We start from the raw sequence: 14,380 nt of genomic DNA on the forward strand, positions 1-14,380 counted from the left end.
AGTGAGCCCCGACCTGCGTCCAGGGGCAAAGGATGATCGAGGCGTACGGCCTGACGAAGCGCTACGGCGTCAAGACGGCCGTGTACAACCTGTCCTTCCAGGTGCGGCCGGGGGCCGTGACCGGGTTCCTGGGGCCCAACGGCTCCGGAAAATCGACCACGATGCGCATGATCCTGGGGCTGGACACACCGACGTCCGGCCGGGTCACCGTGGGCGGCCACGCCTTCCGCGGGCTGCCCAACGCACCCCGCCAGGTCGGTGCGCTCCTCGACGCGAAGGCCGTGCACGGTGGCCGCAGTGCACGCAACCATCTGCTCTCCCTCGCCCAGCTGTCCGGCATCCCGGCCCGCAGGGTCGATGAGGTGCTCGGCGTCGTGGGGCTCCAGGACGTCGGCAAGAGGCGCTCCAAGGGCTTCTCGCTCGGCATGGGCCAGCGCCTCGGCATCGCGGCCGCGCTGCTCGGCGACCCGCAGGTGCTGCTCTTCGACGAGCCGGTCAACGGACTGGACCCGGAGGGCATCCTGTGGGTCCGGAACCTGATGCGGCGACTGGCGAGCGAGGGCCGTACGGTCTTCGTCTCCAGCCATCTGATGAGCGAGATGGCGCAGACCGCCGACCATCTCATCGTCATCGGGCGCGGACAGTTGATGGCCGACATGTCCGTGCAGGAGTTCATCGAGCGCAACTCCATCGGGTTCGCCCGGGTACGCACCCCGGACGGCGAGCCGGAACAGCGCGAGAAGCTGGTCACGGCCCTGCACGAGGCGGGCGGCCAGGCGCAGCCCGAGGAGGACGGCGCGCTGCGTGTCACCGGGCTGCCGCTGCCGCGCATCAGCGACCTGGCGCACGGCGCGGATGTCCGGCTGTGGGAGCTGTCGCCGCACCAGGCGTCGCTGGAAGAGGCGTACATGCGGCTCACCCAGGGCTCGGTGGACTACCGCTCGACGGCCGACATGCGCGCGGGGCTGCAACAGCCGGCACCGGGCACGGCACCCGGGATGGTGCCACCGCAGCAGGCTGCTGTACCGGGGATGGCCGCCGCACCGCAGATGCCGCCGCCCCCGCATGGCACCCCGGCACAGGGGGGCCTGTACGGCGGCACGCCGCAGCTCGACCCCGTACCGCCGCCGCAGGACGCCGTACCGCTGCGGGGCGCCCCCGAGGGCGGCACGCTCCAGATGCGGGCGCCACAGGCCCCCGGGGGTGGAGCGGGCGCCCCCAACCCGTACGCCACCGGCACCCCGGCGCCACCTTCCGTCAACCCCGCACCTCCGGCCGACCCAATGGCCAAGGGCATCCCCGGCAACGCCGGTGACCACGCAAGCAGCGCCGCCAAGAACGAAGGCGAGGACGCCTGATGAGCACCCAGCAGTACGAGGCCCAGGCGGCTCCGCAGGCCGAGTGGCCGCAGGGGGTCGCCCCGTACAGCTCGCCCATCCCGATGGCGCGGACCCACCTGGGTCACGCGCTGGTCGCGGAGTGGACGAAGATCCGCACGGTTCGTTCCACCGTCTGGACCTTGAGCGTGATGTTCGGGCTCGTCGTCGGCATCGGCCTGCTGACGGCCATGGGGCTGAGCGGCGAGACCTACACCGGGATGCCGCTGCTCTCCAGCGGTTTGTTCGGGCTGATGCTGGGCCAGATCTGCGTGATCACGCTCGGCGTGCTCGTCATCACCTCCGAGTACGGCACCGGAATGATCCGCACCACCCTCACCGCCTGCCCGCAGCGCGGCCGGGTGCTGCTGGCCAAGGCGCTGGTCTTCTTCGTACTGGCCTTCGTGATGACGACGCTGGCCTGCACCCTCACCGCGCTCATCAACTCCGCGATGCTGAGCGACCAGACGCGTCCCTCGTACGTGGGCGACAGCAACTTCGGCGGGTCCTTCGAAGGGGGGAAGCTGGTCGCCTCCAGCGGCGAGTGGCTGGGTGCCACGGTCGGCGCGGGGCTGTATGTGGCGCTGCTGGGGCTGCTGTCGCTGGCGGTGGGCGCACTGCTGCGGCACTCGGCGGGCGCGATCACCACGATGATGGGCGTCGTGCTGCTGCCGCTGGTGATGGCGCTGTTCATGGCGGGCGAGGCCCTCCAGGACATCCGCGAGAAGCTGATGGAGTACTCCCCGCTCAACGGGCTGGCCTCCCTCTACCGCATCCCCATGAGCGAGGACCAGGACGCCACCGGCTGGCCGCTGCTCGGCGGCCTGGCGGTCGTCACCCTGGTCGTCTTCGCAGTGGCCTACGCGCTGCTGAACAAGCGAGACGTGTAACCGAATACGGGGGCTGCCCGCTCGACAACGCGGGTTGCCTCAATAGCGCGGCGCGTTACGGGACCGCTGGAGTCTGGCACTCCGGCGGTCCCGCGCGTTCCAGCAGGCGCGGTGCCAGTGCCGGCGGTCGGCCACATCGCCCTGAACCGGCCAGGCGACGACGTGCGGGACGCCGGGCGGGATCTCCTGGTCGCAGCCGGGGCAGCGGTAGTGCTTGACCGCCGCTCCCCCGCTTATCTGGCGGACCGCCCACTCCTCGCCCCGCCAGTCCTCGGTGCGCTCCAGGCCGTAGCGCTCCCGCTCGCTCCGTTCCTCGCCACCGCGCCGCACCCCGGAGCCGGTGCGGGCGGCCTTGGCTGACTTGACGACGCCGCTGCGGGAGCGGTTACGACGCGGGGACACGTGGGCACCTCGGGGGTCGACGGCGATGGACGGCTGACGGCCGCTCGCGGCACCGCATGGTCCGCGCATGAGGCGTACGGTGCGTGCGGCGCGGCGGCCGTGTGCAGTCAAGCGTACGCAGGTGGGTGGCGACCGTCCGCGGCTGTCCACAGGCAGGGGCAGATTGGCGTTCATCTGATGAATGGCATGTCAGCCCGTGCCCTCGGCACCCGTGTGCCGTTATTGCTGGGTGGGGTGTCCGATCTTCCGGAGCGCCCAGCCCGGGCCGGGAGGCCGCGGGCAGTCACGAGGGCGGTGAGGAATGCGAGTTGGAGCATTTGTCCTGGGCGCACAGTTTCCGGGCCAGGGGCAGGACGAGGTGCTGGACCGTGCGGTGTGCACGGCCGAGGCCGCGGAGGAGGCGGGGCTGGCTGATGTCTGGCTCGCCGAGCACCATTTCGTGTCGTACGGCGTGTGCCCCTCAGCGGTGACGCTCGCGGCGCTGCTGCTGGGGCGTACCCGGCGGATCGGCGTCGGCACCGCCGTCACCGTGCTGCCCAACGCGCATCCCGTCGCCCTCGGCGAGCAGACCGCGCTGCTGCATCTGCTCTCCGAGGGCCGCTTCACGCTCGGCGTCGGACGCGGCGGGCCCTGGGTGGACCTGGAGGTCTTCGGCGGCGGCCTGCGCGCGTACGAGGAAGGTTTCCCGGAGGCGCTGGACCTGCTGCTGCGCTGGCTGCGCGAGCCGAGGGTGGGCGCGGACGGCGAGCGCTACCGCTTCCGCGAGGTATCGGTGGTGCCGCGCCCGGACACCGAGAGCCTCTCCGGAGGGGCGGCGGCCGCCCCCGGCGTGGTCGTGGCCTGCACCTCTCCCGGGACGGTACGGCTGGCGGCCGAGCGGCTGCTGCCCATGCTGCTGGGCATGCACTGCGGTGACGAGGACAAGGCCGATATGACCCGCCTGTGGCGGCGTACGGCGCTGGAGGCGGGGCACACTCCGGACGCGGTCGAGACGGTCGCCGCGCGGCATGTGTCGGCCGGTGTGGCGCAGGTCGCCGACTCCCGTGACGAGGCCCGGCAACTGCTCACCAAGGCCATGCCCGGCTGGCTGCGCGAAGGGCTGGGCCAGCATGTGACCGTCGACGGCCGGCCGCGCCCGATGCGGGATCCGCTCGGCTATACGGAGCTGCTGTGCGAGCTGCACGCGGTGGGAACGCCCCGGCTGTGCGCCGACCGGCTCGCGGCGACGGCCGAACGCACCGGTATCGGCCGTTTCGCGCTGCTGGTCGAGGGCTGCGGAGACCGGGACGGCACGGTACGGAACGTCCACCGGCTGGCTGACGAGGTGCTGCCGCTGCTCGGCTGAGCCGGGCAGCGGCCGGACTGCGGGGCGCTCCACTGCAAAGGCCGAAAAACGCCGCAGACGGCACCCGGTTGCGACCCGACGGGCCCGCAACCGGAGCGTGAAAAGCATTGCGGCAGTGGCTCCTCCACCGCCACTGCCGCAACAGACGCGGGCCCTCCACCTTCCGGGCCCGCTCAGCACGTACTCAACAGTCGCGCAACTCCGGGGACTGGTTGAGGAGCTGCCCGCGTATCGAAGTGAACCGCGCGAGCCGGTCGTCCGCCGACGCATCCAGCGGGAAGACGGCGACCCGGTGACAGTTCTGGAACGCGAGCCGCACGCCGAAGTGGCGCTCCAGCGCACCCCGGATCGCATCGCTGGCCATTGCACGGAGCAATTGCCCTCGGTGCTGCTCATCCTGTGGCGGTGTCTGGTTGTCGGCGAACTCCCCGCCGTCCACCTTCAACTGCGCGACGAGCGAACTGACCATCTCCCAGGCGTACGGGAGGGAGGTACGGACGCAGTCGACGAACGCCGCCTCATCCACCTCGCCACGTTCTGCCTGTTCCAACAGCGCAGGTGGGACGTCGAGCGACATGGGTTTCTCCTCTCGCGACCCGGGCCGGGAAGCCGGGTCTCTTGGGGGTGAAGGGCAATCGCCGTGTAGTCGCTCCCCCAGCCTCCGGCCGGGAGGGGCCCCCACCTCGGACGGCGACGCCCAGCTTTACCGTACGGCCACCGGGGTGAGAGGAGCACGAGAATGGGAATACTCGCGCCACTGTCGAACACCCCATCCGGGGGCGAATCGCGCACTGCACGGGTGGTCAAGTAGCGTGACCGACCATGCGTCTCGTCATCGCCCGCTGCTCCGTGGACTATGCCGGCAGGCTCACCGCACACCTGCCCTCCGCGCCCAGACTCATCCTGGTCAAGGCCGACGGATCGGTGTCCGTCCATGCCGACGACCGTGCGTACAAGCCCCTCAACTGGATGTCTCCTCCGTGCACTCTCAAAGAGGGAGACGACCGGCGCTGGACGGTGGAGAACAAGACAGGCGAGAAATTGATCATCACGATGGAGGAGATACTGCACGACTCCTCCCATGAACTGGGCGCTGACCCGGGGCTGATCAAGGATGGCGTGGAAGCGCACCTCCAGGAACTCCTCGCCGACCGCATGGAGACGCTGGGCGACGGCTGGTCCCTGATCCGCCGCGAGTTCCCCACCGCGATCGGCCCCGTCGACATCCTGTGCCGCGACGGCGACGGGACGACCGTCGCCATCGAGATCAAGCGCCGCGGCGAGATCGACGGCGTCGAACAGCTCACCCGCTATCTGGAACTCCTCAACCGCGACCCTCATCTCGCCCCGGTCAAGGGCGTCTTCGCGGCCCAGGAGATCAAGCCCCAGGCCCGCGTCCTGGCCACCGACCGCGGCATCGACTGCGTCACTCTCGACTACGACGCACTGCGCGGCATCGAGGACGACAAACTCCGCCTCTTCTGACGCCGACGGCCCCGTCCCGCCGACAGGCAGGACGGGGCCCGCTGAGCCCGTGAACCGGATTCCGGAGCTATGACGCCGACGGGTCCGCCGACGCCGAGGACGGATCGTCGCTCGGGGAGCGGTCGGTCGACGTGCTCGTATCCGTGCTGCCCGAGGGGGACTTCGGGGGGTCCTCCGACGTCGGGTCGTCGCTGGGCGTGGGCGACGGGTCGTGGGACGAGGGTGGATCGTCCGGCGAGGAGGACGGGGGACGTTGCGACGAGGAGGGCGGGTCGTCCGGCGAGGACGGTGGCTTCTCCGGGCTGCTGGGGTCGTCGGGAGCGCTGGAGGAGCCCTGGGAGGAGCTCGGCCGGCCCGCGGGTGTCCCGGCGTTCTGCGAGGGGGCCGGAAGGTCCGCGCCGGGCGCCGGCTTGCCCGCTGCGGGCTGCTGCTCTTCCGGCTGCCTGCTCGGGCTGCCGTCGTCGGGCGACTCGTCGCCGGGGGCGTTGTCCTGGTCGTCCTGCGAGGTGGAGGAGTCCGGCCGTACGGAGTCCGGGGGGCCTTCGTCGGTGGCGGAGCCGAGGGTGACGACGGTGCCGACCACCGCGGCGAGCAGCGCGCCCGCGCCGGCCACCGCCATGTTCCGCTTGCTGCTGGTGAAGGCGCGCCAGCCGCGCGGTGCGCCGTGCCGGCCGCCGCCCGCGCCGGACGACGCGGAGCCGGTCGGGTCCCCCGCACCGCCCGTCGCCGAGACCAGCGTCTCCCCCGGCTGCGACTGTGCGGCGGCGGCCGACATGACGGATGTGGTGGCGGCATCGGCGTCCGTGGACGCTGCGCCGACGGCCCTGGCGCCCAGGGCCGGCGTATCGGTGAACGTATGGGCGGACGGTTCAGGGAAGGCCGCCATGGGCGTGGTGACAGGGGTGTCCCGCTCCGGTGCGGAGACGCCCGGGGCCGGGTGGGCAGTCGGGCCGGGCGGCGGGCCCGGGGTGCCGGTCGCGGCGAGCCGGTCGGTCACCAGCGCCAGCGCCCTGCGGCCCGCGACCATGCCGCGCTGCTCGGCCAGGGTGCCGCGCAGTCCGAGCGCCGTCTCCAGCTCGGAGCGGGCGCGCTCGGGGTTGCCCGCGGAGAGCGCGAGAATGCCCAGTTCGTGGTGGAAATAGGCTTCCTCGGCGAGCTCGCCCGAGGCCCGTGCCGCCTCCTGGCCGCAGCGCAGCACCCGCTCCCAGGCGCTCCAGCGCATCCCCGCCGCCAGCACGGGCGCTGCCGTACGGGCCAGCAGCACCGCGGCGCTGGAGTTGCCGCCGCGCTGGGCGCCCCGTACGGCGGCGAGCAGCGCGTCGGCCTCCAGCGCGACGCTGTCGGGGGCGACCGAGGGCTCACCGGCCCACCAGCTGTAGTGCTGTGCGGCGGCGAGGGCGTACGCGGTGCCGCCCTCCGCGTAACCGGCGTCGGTGAGCTGGGCTGCGACGCCTGCGGCGAGCTTGAAATGGCCGCCTGCCGGGCTGATCAGCCCGGAGGCCAGCAGTTCGGCGAGGCTGTCGTCGGCCTGCGGGTCGCCGACGAGGGCGGGCAGGTGGGCGGGGTGCGGGAGCTCTCCGTCGAGCGCGAGAGCCAGCCGCAGGGCGCCACGTCCGGCCTCGGGGAGCGCTGCGGCCAGCAGCGGTGCCAGTGCCACATCGGCCGGCAGACCGGGGACGACGCCGCCGCTGCCCTGCAGCCGCAGCAGCGCGCCGGCTTGGACGAAGCGCAGCGGCAGCCCCTCCGAGTCGAACCACAGGTCGGCCGCCCAGTCGGCCTCGTCGTCGATGAGCTGCCGGTGGACCGCACGCTCCAGCAGTTCTATGCAGGCGGTGCGGCTCAGCCCTGGCAGGAACACCTCTTCCACGTGCGAGCGGGAGGCGGGCGCGGTCACCTCGGGGGTGGCGGTGAACAGGAAGGCGCACTCGGGCGTGGCCTGCAGCAGCTCGTCGAGGGCTGCGCCGCCGAACTCCAGGTCGTCGACGAGGACGACGGCGCCGATCCCGCTCAGCGCGCTGACCAGCTCGGCCTTCCCGGGGCGGTGCAGCGGGGCGCGGTGCACGGTGGCGAACAGGTCGTACATCAGGTCGCTCGGAGTGCGGCGGTAGCCGCTGAGGCGGACCACCCCGTCGGGCGCGAGGGAGGCGACGTCGGCGGCGACGGCGTCGAGGAGGGCGCTGCGGCCTGATCCGGCGGGTCCGGTGAGCCGGACCGAGCGACCGCGGGAGAGCAGCCGGGAGAGCCGCTCGCGCTCCTCGTCACGCTCCAGCAGGCTGCCCGGCGGCAGCGCCGCCGCCGCGGTGGCCGTTTCCGGGACGGGGCGGTCCCGCGGGGCGAGCTTGGGCGGGGTGTCGCGCTGCTGCCCCGGCGGGCAGGGTTCGATCTCGCTGCCGTCTACCGGGTTGACCGTCACCAGGTACTGATCGGCGACCAGCCGGACGGCCCGGGCCGGTTCGCCGCCGGTCGCGCTGTCCGGTTCGCTGCTGGTCACGTCGCCGGTGGGCGCGTACTCGTCCCCGTGAGCGTTGCGGTCGCTGCCGTGCCGTTCCATCGTCATGTCTCCCAAGAGCAGGTGGCGCGGCCGGCTGACCGGGAGGGGCCGGGCCGGTGCGCGGCCTCCATTGTCCAGGAAGCGGCGGCGCGCGGTGACGGTACCGGGCCAGTTGTCATGGCTTCGCCAGAATTCCGGACTGTCCGGACCTGGACCTGGCGGCCGGTGAGCCGCCCGGCGCGGGGGTCTCGATGGCGAGGATCCGGTGCAGCCGGGTGGCCACCAGCAGGCGCTGCATCTGCGGAGGCACCTCACGCAGGACGAGTCTGCGGCCACACCGTCCCGCGCGGCGGTGGGCGCCCATGATGACACCGAGCCCCGTGGCGTCCCACGAGTCGAGCTCGGCGAGGTCCAGCACGAGGTCGCCGTCACCCGAGTCGACGGCTGCGTGCAGGACCGTACGGGCGTCCGCCGCGCTGCGGACGTCAAGACGACCTCCGACGACCAGCTCGGCGTGGTCGCCCCTGATGTGCATATATGCTCCTAAATTCGCGGAGTGCTGTCCCTGGCGTGCTTCCTTGTGGCGTGCTCTCTTACGGCCGTTACGGCCCATCGGTTGTGCCGTTGCGGCCCACGGTGCCCCCACCACAGATGACAGGCACCGCAACGGTGGAGTTGCCGTCCGTGTCCTGACTGATACCGAGTTTCACCCCTGCGAGGGAGCCGAACGCGGTCGTCGCGGAGATCGGCTCACCCTCCCCCAGCCTTCCCCCAGCCTTCGGCCGAGGGAGGACAGAGCGGTCTGCGCAGCCAGGACGTTCGGGCACCCCGCGGAGCGGCTCAGTGCGGGTAGAAGCCCTGACCGGTCTTGCGGCCCAGGTCACCGGCGTCGACCATGCGCCGCATCAGCTCCGGCGGGGCAAACTTGGCGTCCTGGGATTCGGTGTGGATGTTCTCGGTGGCGTGCAGCAGGATGTCGACGCCGGTCAGGTCGGCGGTGGCGAGCGGGCCCATGGCATGACCGAAGCCCAGCCGGCAGGCGGTGTCGATGTCCTCGGCGGAGGCGACGCCGGACTCGTAGAGCTTGGCGGCCTCCACCACGAGCGCCGAGATGAGGCGGGTGGTGACGAAGCCCGCGACGTCCCGGTTGACGACGACGCAGGTCTTGCCGACCGATTCGGCGAACTCCCGTGCGATGGCGAGGGTTTCGTCGCTGGTCTTCAGACCCCGCACCAGCTCGCACAGGGCCATCATGGGTACCGGCGAGAAGAAGTGCGTGCCGACGACCCGCTCGGGCCGGCCGGTGGCCGCCGCGATCTTGGTGATGGGGATGGCGGAGGTGTTGGAGGCGAGAACGGTCCGGTCGCCGGCCAACTTGTCGAGGGCGGCGAAGATCTCCCGCTTGACCTCGATCTTCTCGAAGACGGCCTCGACGACGATATCCGCCTCGGCCGCCGCGTCCAGATCCGTGGTGGTGGTGATACGGCCGAGAGCGGCCTCCGCTTCGGCAGCGTCGAGCTTGCCCTTGGAGACGAACTTGTCGTACGACGCCTCGATGCCGTCCCTGCCGCGGGCGAGCGCCTCGTCCGTCACATCGCGGAGCGTCACGTCCCAGCCCGCCTGAGCGGAGACCTGTGCGATTCCGGAGCCCATGAGTCCGGCTCCGATGACGGCGAGCCTCTTCGCCACGTTCTTCACCCTCACTTCGTCGCGCCGGGCCGCGCGCCCGCTGCTGCGGTGTGCCTCAGCGCCTTGTGAATGACCGTCCGTTGGGCGGACATTAGCGTCTATCGGCAAGGCGTGGGAGACGAAGAGACACGTATCACGTCTCACATGGCGGACGTCACACCGTCCGGTCGGCATGTGGGCGCCGGGACCATCAGCCGGGTTTCACCGCGTACTTGAGGAAGCGTTCCGAGACGAGCTTCTCGTAGGTGTTCAGCTTCCGGAGCGCGTCGATCGCCGTCCGTTCGGGTGACATCCCCGCGCCAATGGCACGGGTCGCACCCCGGAAGAGCTGGTTGCTGATGTGCACCAGTTCCCCGGCGACCAGCTGGGGCATCGGGTCGTCGGGCTCCGCGCCGGTCTCTTCGGCAAGCGTCGCGGTGAGCCGTTCTGCGGTCTCGTACTGCATGAGCATCATCCGGGCCAGCAGCGAGGGCGCCTCATTGATGCAGCGCACGAACTTGTCGTAGCCCTCCGTCACGCCGGCGTAGACGCTGCGGTCCTCGATCTCCTCGCGCAGCCTGCCCAGCACGGCCTCGGCCGCCGACTGGCCCGGCAGCCGCTCCCGTACGAAGCGGGAGGGGCGGTCGATCACCTCCTCCGCGCGGTCGAAGAAGAGGTCCTCCTTGGTCGGGAAATAGTTGTAGACCGTGTTCACCGAGACATCGGCGGCCTCCGCGATCTCGGCGATGGTGACCGCGTCGAAGCCGCGGTCGAGGAAGAGACCCGTGGCGATGTCGGAGATCCGCAGCCGGGTCTCCCGCTTCTTCCGCTCCCTGCGGCCCTCCTGAGGGGCAGTGCTGGTCATGGCTCCATCGTAGGCCAGGGTGGGGTCCGACAAATTTTAGAGTGGTTGCAAATTTTAAGTGACTCTGTTTTTCTGGGGCCATGCCAGCAGCCATCCACACCACCGGGCTGACCCGGACCTTCCGCACCAAATCCCGCACCGTCGAGGCCGTACGCGGCGTCGACCTGACCGTCGAGCAGGGCGAGATACTTGGCTTCCTCGGTCCCAACGGAGCGGGCAAGACAACGACGCTCCGGATGCTCACGACCCTGCTGCCCCCCACCTCGGGCACCGCGACCGTGGCCGGGCACGATCTGGTCGCGGACCCTGGGGGCGTACGGGAGCGGATCGGCTACGTCGCACAGTCCGGCGGCGTCGACCCCACCGTGAGCGTCCGCGAGGAGCTGACGACCCAGGGCAGGCTCTACCGGCTCAGCAAGTCCGGTGCCGCCCAGCGCACCGAGGAGCTGGCCCGGGAGCTCGATCTGAGGGCGCTGCTCGACCGCCCCTGCGGCTCCCTCTCCGGGGGACAGCGGCGGCGGCTGGACATCGCCATGGCGCTCACCCACAGTCCGGCGCTGCTCTTCCTCGACGAGCCGACGACCGGCCTCGATCCCGGCAGCCGGGCCGACCTGTGGCAGCTGGTCCAGCGGCTGCGCGACGAGCGGGGCATGACGGTCTTCCTGACCACGCACTATCTGGACGAGGCCGACGCACTCGCCGACCGGCTGGTGATCGTGGACGACGGCCGGGTCGTCGCGCACGGCACCTCGGCCGAGCTCAAGCAGACCTACGCGGGTGCGGCCGACGCCGGACTCCAGGACGCCTTCATCGCCATCACCGGGCGCCGCACCCGGCGCGAGGAGGAACCGGCACCCGTCGCCGTCTGACCGCCTCACCGACCTCAGAGAGAACGGACAACCTTCCTGTGTCCCACCTGTTGACCGACACCGGCATCATCGCCGGGCGCTACATCCGGCAGACGGCGTCCTCCAAGATCGGGCTGCTGTTCGGGGCGCTTCAGCCGCTGCTTTTCCTCGTCCTCTTCGGCCCTCTCCTCGAAGACCTCCACCTGGGCGGGGGCGGTGACTCCTGGCAGACGCTGGTGCCAGGGCTCCTCGTCCAGCTCACCCTGTTCTCCTCCGCCTTCGCCGGGTTCACGATCCTGATGGAGAAACCCAACGGCGTGGTCGAGCGGGTGCGGGTGACCCCCGTCAGTCGGCTTGCGCTGCTGCTGGGGCGCCTGCTGCGCGACGCGCTCCAGCTGTTCGCACAGTCGCTGTTGCTCGTGCTGGTCGGCGTCGCGATGGGGCTGCGCGCCCCGGTGGCGGGAGTGCTGATCGGTTTCGTCCTGGTCGGTCTGCTCGCCGCGTCGCTCGCCTCGCTGTCGTACACGCTGGCCATGCGCGTCAACTCGCCGCAGGAGTTCGCTCCTGTCATCAGCTCTCTCAACATGCCCGCCGTGCTGCTGTCCGGCATCCTGCTGCCGATGAGTTTGGCGCCCGGCTGGTTGGACGCCCTCTCCCATTTGGTGCCCTTCCGGTACATCGTCGACGCCGTACGCGACGCCTTCACCGGGAACTACGCGGATGGCTCCGTCCTGCTCGGCGCTGCGGTGGCTGCCGCCTTGGCCGTGGTGTCGTTGGGGTTGGGCACGCGGGTCTTCCGCAAGGTGAGCGCGTAACGCGTTGCCCCTGCTGGTGGCTTGCGGACTGCGGGTACGTCGTGGCCGAGCGCGCAGTTCCCCGCGCCCCTTCGGGGCGCGCCCCCGTTACCCTCAGCCCATGGTTAACCTCACGCGGATCTACACCCGGACCGGCGACAAGGGCACCACCGCGCTCGGCGACATGAGCCGCACCGCCAAAACCGACTCCCGTATCGCGGCGTACGCCGACGCCAACGAGGCGAACGCCGCGATCGGGGTGGCGCTGGCCATGGGCGAGCTGGACGAGGAAATCCGCGCCGTGCTGCTGCGGGTGCAGAACGACCTGTTCGACGTAGGGGCCGACCTCTCGACGCCGGTCGTGGAGAGCCCCGAGTTCCCGCCGCTGCGAGTGGAACAGTCCTACATCGACAAGCTGGAGGCCGACTGCGACCGTTTCCTGGAGGGCCTGGAGAAGCTGCGCTCCTTCATCCTTCCGGGCGGTACACCGGGCGCGGCGCTGCTGCACCAGGCGTGCACCGTGGTGCGCCGGGCCGAGCGCTCCACATGGGCGGCGCTGGAGGAGCACGGCGAGACGATGAATCCGCTGACCGCGACCTACCTCAACCGCCTCTCCGACCTGCTGTTCATCCTCGCCCGTACGGCCAACAAGGCGGTCGGCGACGTGCTGTGGGTGCCCGGGGGCGAGCGGTGAGCATCGCGGCGCGGGGGCGGGACCGCCGGCCCGCGCTGCTGATGGACCTGGGCGGGGTGCTGGTCGAGGACATACTCCCGGCCGCCGCAGCCAAGTGGTCGGCGCGGCTGGGCATCACGGAGCGGGACTTCGTCACGGCGGTCTACGCGGGCAACGACACTGAGGTGCTCGTCGGCCGGATGAGCGGCCCCGCATGGTGGTCCGTCGTCCGCGAACGGCTTGCGTTGGACGAGGACGGCGTCGCCGAACTGCGCGAGGATCTGGCGGGCAACCCGGTGTGGGACCAGGCGCTGCTCGATGTCGTGGCCGGGTTGCGCGGCCGGGCGCGTACGGCGTTCGTCAGCAATGCCTGGCCGGACGCCCGCCCCAACCTCGCCCCGTTGCTGTCGGTCGCCGACGAGGCCGTGCTCTCCTGCGAGGTGGGCTACGCCAAGCCCGACCCTCGTATCTACACGCACACGCTTCAACTGCTGGGCGCGGCAGCCGAGGATTCGCTGTTCGTGGACGACGTACCGGAGAACGTCGCGGCCGCCCGCACCCTGGGCATGGCGGGACATCTCCATACGGACTCCGCGGGCACCCGTGCCGTTCTCGAGACGTTCGCCGCCCGGCTGTCCCGGGCGGGGGGAGACTGACCGAAAACATGCGGGTACTGTGCCCGCATGTCCATACCGGGGGCGCAGCCACAGCAGCCGCAGCAGCCGTATTCACAGCAACCCACATCCACCGCGACGCCCGCTTATCAGTTCAATCCGTACGCACAGCCGCAGACTCCGCCGCCCGGTCCGCCCGGGCAGCCACCGGGCGGGCCGGGGCGCGGCGGCGGTCCGCGCTGGCTATGGGCGCTGGGCGGCGTGGTGATCGCGTCCGTCACCTGGGCCGCGACACTGATGGCCACCGGCGCGCTGGACAAGGACGCTTCCGAATCGGCCAAGGCCGACTTCCAGGGCTACCGCTTCCACCACGACATGTGCGAGACGGCGAAGCTCGCCTCGTTCCGGCAGGAGTACGAGATCAAGGAGTCGTCCTCGGACGATCCCGACGGCTACTCCTCGCGGCAGAAGGGCCTCGACGTCAGCAACTGCAGCCGCACGATGGTCGAGCAGGGCGAGACGTCGAAGACGCCCCCGACCACCTATGTGTCCACCACCGTGAAGTGGCACAAGAAGACCGATCCCGCGGGCGAGTTCGCCTCCGAGCAGCGGACGTGGAAGGACCAGAAGTCCGGTACGTACCAGTACTCGGTCTCCCGCGTCGACGGCTTCGGTGACGAGGCGTACATGATCAAGGAGAAGCGCGGCGACAGCCTGGGCAGCCTCAAGCTGGAGGTGCGCGCCGGGTGGATGACGTACGAGATGAGCTGGAGCTGGTTCGGCGGCGGCATCGACGAGGATTTCGAGCCACCGTCCGAGTCAGCCGTGACCGGCTGGATGAAGAAGGACACCCGCGCCACCCTGAAGGCGCTCAAGCAGCCGGACTCCAAAGAGGCCCCCGGCCGCGACCCGGGCGCGTAGCGGAGCCC

15 protein-coding genes are annotated in these 14,380 nt (G+C 70.9%); 9 read left to right on the forward strand and 6 right to left on the reverse strand.

Translation table 11 applies throughout. The annotated features are described in order from the left end of the window. The first annotated feature begins 32 nt into the window (after positions 1-32). Positions 33-1,358 (forward strand): ATP-binding cassette domain-containing protein, encoded by a 1,326-nt coding sequence (locus ACTWP9_RS06975; RefSeq protein WP_443245096.1) that lies wholly within the window; start codon positions 33-35, stop codon positions 1,356-1,358. Next, positions 1,358-2,266 carry an ABC transporter permease subunit gene (locus tag ACTWP9_RS06980; protein ID WP_443245097.1) on the forward strand — a complete coding sequence of 303 codons (909 nt, stop codon included), beginning with the start codon at positions 1,358-1,360 and terminating at the stop codon, positions 2,264-2,266. The genes ACTWP9_RS06975 and ACTWP9_RS06980 overlap by 1 nt, the downstream gene beginning before the upstream one ends. A 39-nt stretch (positions 2,267-2,305) precedes the next feature. Here ACTWP9_RS06980 and ACTWP9_RS06985 read toward each other — a convergent pair whose 3' ends face one another. Beyond that, on the reverse strand, positions 2,306-2,668 hold the full coding sequence (locus ACTWP9_RS06985; RefSeq protein ID WP_443245098.1) for an ATP/GTP-binding protein: 363 nt from the start codon (positions 2,666-2,668) through the stop codon (positions 2,306-2,308). A gap of 301 nt (positions 2,669-2,969) precedes the next feature. On the opposite strand from ACTWP9_RS06985, the gene ACTWP9_RS06990 reads away from it, so the two are divergent. After that, complete coding sequence (locus tag ACTWP9_RS06990) at positions 2,970-4,013, forward strand: LLM class flavin-dependent oxidoreductase (RefSeq protein ID WP_443245099.1); 1,044 nt, start codon at positions 2,970-2,972, stop codon at positions 4,011-4,013. A gap of 184 nt (positions 4,014-4,197) precedes the next feature. On the opposite strand, the gene ACTWP9_RS06995 is transcribed toward ACTWP9_RS06990, so the two are convergent. After that, the gene (locus ACTWP9_RS06995; RefSeq protein ID WP_443245100.1) at positions 4,198-4,590 is read right to left on the reverse strand and encodes an SCO5389 family protein; all 393 of its coding nucleotides are present in this window, start codon (positions 4,588-4,590) and stop codon (positions 4,198-4,200) included. Between the two features lie 245 nt (positions 4,591-4,835). On the opposite strand from ACTWP9_RS06995, the gene nucS reads away from it, so the two are divergent. Beyond that, positions 4,836-5,498, forward strand: a complete 663-nt coding sequence (gene nucS, locus ACTWP9_RS07000; protein WP_443245101.1) for an endonuclease NucS — start codon at positions 4,836-4,838, stop codon at positions 5,496-5,498. Between the two features lie 67 nt (positions 5,499-5,565). On the opposite strand, the gene ACTWP9_RS07005 is transcribed toward nucS, so the two are convergent. The 4 genes from ACTWP9_RS07005 to ACTWP9_RS07020 all read right to left on the reverse strand — a co-directional run bounded on the left by ACTWP9_RS07005 (position 5,566) and on the right by ACTWP9_RS07020 (position 10,522). Further along, entirely contained in the window at positions 5,566-8,055 is a 2,490-nt protein-coding gene (locus tag ACTWP9_RS07005) for an ATP-binding protein (protein WP_443245102.1), read from the reverse strand. A 109-nt stretch (positions 8,056-8,164) separates the two neighbouring features. Further along, positions 8,165-8,524, reverse strand: coding sequence for an STAS domain-containing protein (locus ACTWP9_RS07010; protein WP_443245103.1), 360 nt, complete (start codon positions 8,522-8,524; stop codon positions 8,165-8,167). A 305-nt stretch (positions 8,525-8,829) separates the two neighbouring features. After that, the gene (locus ACTWP9_RS07015) at positions 8,830-9,678 is read right to left on the reverse strand and encodes a 3-hydroxyacyl-CoA dehydrogenase family protein (RefSeq protein WP_443245104.1); all 849 of its coding nucleotides are present in this window, start codon (positions 9,676-9,678) and stop codon (positions 8,830-8,832) included. A gap of 190 nt (positions 9,679-9,868) precedes the next feature. Further along, positions 9,869-10,522 carry a TetR/AcrR family transcriptional regulator gene (locus ACTWP9_RS07020; protein WP_443245105.1) on the reverse strand — a complete coding sequence of 218 codons (654 nt, stop codon included), beginning with the start codon at positions 10,520-10,522 and terminating at the stop codon, positions 9,869-9,871. A gap of 80 nt (positions 10,523-10,602) precedes the next feature. Between ACTWP9_RS07020 and ACTWP9_RS07025 the strand changes: the two genes are divergently transcribed. The 5 genes from ACTWP9_RS07025 to ACTWP9_RS07045 all read left to right on the forward strand — a co-directional run bounded on the left by ACTWP9_RS07025 (position 10,603) and on the right by ACTWP9_RS07045 (position 14,372). Beyond that, positions 10,603-11,391, forward strand: coding sequence for an ABC transporter ATP-binding protein (locus ACTWP9_RS07025; RefSeq protein ID WP_443245106.1), 789 nt, complete (start codon positions 10,603-10,605; stop codon positions 11,389-11,391). A 38-nt stretch (positions 11,392-11,429) separates the two neighbouring features. After that, entirely contained in the window at positions 11,430-12,185 is a 756-nt protein-coding gene (locus ACTWP9_RS07030) for an ABC transporter permease (RefSeq protein WP_443245107.1), read from the forward strand. Positions 12,186-12,285: 100 nt separating this feature from the next. After that, positions 12,286-12,858 (forward strand): cob(I)yrinic acid a,c-diamide adenosyltransferase, encoded by a 573-nt coding sequence (locus ACTWP9_RS07035; RefSeq protein ID WP_443245108.1) that lies wholly within the window; start codon positions 12,286-12,288, stop codon positions 12,856-12,858. Continuing rightward, complete coding sequence (locus ACTWP9_RS07040; RefSeq protein ID WP_443245109.1) at positions 12,855-13,493, forward strand: HAD family hydrolase; 639 nt, start codon at positions 12,855-12,857, stop codon at positions 13,491-13,493. The genes ACTWP9_RS07035 and ACTWP9_RS07040 overlap by 4 nt, the downstream gene beginning before the upstream one ends. Before the next feature lie 27 nt (positions 13,494-13,520). Next, positions 13,521-14,372, forward strand: a complete 852-nt coding sequence (locus ACTWP9_RS07045; protein WP_443245110.1) for a hypothetical protein — start codon at positions 13,521-13,523, stop codon at positions 14,370-14,372. Positions 14,373-14,380: the final 8 nt, after the last annotated feature.

This window comes from Streptomyces sp. 3N207 (genome assembly GCF_052246355.1).
In the GTDB taxonomy this organism is placed as follows: Bacteria; Actinomycetota; Actinomycetes; order Streptomycetales; family Streptomycetaceae; genus Streptomyces.

Excerpts from the sequence above, each read along its gene's own strand:
- ACTWP9_RS07020 (WP_443245105.1), bottom strand. The coding sequence starts at position 10,522 with ATGACCAGCACTGCCCCTCAGGAGGGCCGCAGGGAGCGGAAGAAGCGG.
- ACTWP9_RS06975 (WP_443245096.1), top strand. The coding sequence starts at position 33 with ATGATCGAGGCGTACGGCCTGACGAAGCGCTACGGCGTCAAGACGGCC.
- ACTWP9_RS07005 (WP_443245102.1), bottom strand. The coding sequence starts at position 8,055 with ATGACGATGGAACGGCACGGCAGCGACCGCAACGCTCACGGGGACGAG.
- ACTWP9_RS06980 (WP_443245097.1), top strand. The coding sequence starts at position 1,358 with ATGAGCACCCAGCAGTACGAGGCCCAGGCGGCTCCGCAGGCCGAGTGG.
- ACTWP9_RS07010 (WP_443245103.1), bottom strand. The coding sequence starts at position 8,524 with ATGCACATCAGGGGCGACCACGCCGAGCTGGTCGTCGGAGGTCGTCTT.
- ACTWP9_RS07045 (WP_443245110.1), top strand. The coding sequence starts at position 13,521 with ATGTCCATACCGGGGGCGCAGCCACAGCAGCCGCAGCAGCCGTATTCA.
- ACTWP9_RS06990 (WP_443245099.1), top strand. The coding sequence starts at position 2,970 with ATGCGAGTTGGAGCATTTGTCCTGGGCGCACAGTTTCCGGGCCAGGGG.
- nucS (WP_443245101.1), top strand. The coding sequence starts at position 4,836 with ATGCGTCTCGTCATCGCCCGCTGCTCCGTGGACTATGCCGGCAGGCTC.
- ACTWP9_RS07035 (WP_443245108.1), top strand. The coding sequence starts at position 12,286 with ATGGTTAACCTCACGCGGATCTACACCCGGACCGGCGACAAGGGCACC.
- ACTWP9_RS06995 (WP_443245100.1), bottom strand. The coding sequence starts at position 4,590 with ATGTCGCTCGACGTCCCACCTGCGCTGTTGGAACAGGCAGAACGTGGC.
- ACTWP9_RS07025 (WP_443245106.1), top strand. The coding sequence starts at position 10,603 with ATGCCAGCAGCCATCCACACCACCGGGCTGACCCGGACCTTCCGCACC.